The 504-nt window shown below is 53.4% G+C and carries 1 protein-coding gene; it reads right to left on the bottom strand.

Annotated features, from left to right (window positions below; all coding sequences use genetic code 11):
* Window positions 1-504: DDE-type integrase/transposase/recombinase (locus tag PORUE0001_RS02250; RefSeq protein WP_039865337.1), on the bottom strand; the 504-nt coding region annotated here is incomplete at both ends.

Raw genomic sequence — 504 nt, 5'->3', positions numbered from 1 at the left:
AGGGCTCGATGAGGACGCGCTGTGTTATAGAGAGCAATCGTTTGCGAGAGGATCTCTCGAACTTCTTCTATGGGTTTGTCCTCAAAGTTGTAGAGCCAGTCGTTCTTGATGATCCCGTTAAGTCGCTCTGCCATAGCGTTGTGGAGAGGGTTGCCTGTCTGGGTGACGCTGGTTACGATGCCTAGGCTGGCCTCGTAGTCGGTCATCTGCTTGGAGACGTATTGACAGCCTCGGTCGCTATGGAAGATGAGTCCTTTGAGGTCAAAGCCATGCTTTTGGTAGAAGTCAACGGTCTGTTTTAGTGCGTTGTAGGGGCCCTCTGTGGAGAGCGTGGGCTGCAGGTCAAAGCCGGTGATGATGCGGCTATAAGCATCCATCGTCAGGGAGAGATATGCGAAGCCCCCTAAACACTTGACGTAGGTTATGTCTGAGACGGTGAGCCGGCAATGGTCGGTGGCGATGTACTTAGGGGTGGTGTTCAGGTGGTCTTGGAAGCCGTGATTG

The sequence above is a fragment of the Porphyromonas uenonis 60-3 genome (genome assembly GCF_000174775.1).
Taxonomy (GTDB): domain Bacteria; phylum Bacteroidota; class Bacteroidia; order Bacteroidales; family Porphyromonadaceae; genus Porphyromonas; species Porphyromonas uenonis_A.
This window is presented reverse-complemented; position numbering and strand designations above follow the sequence as displayed.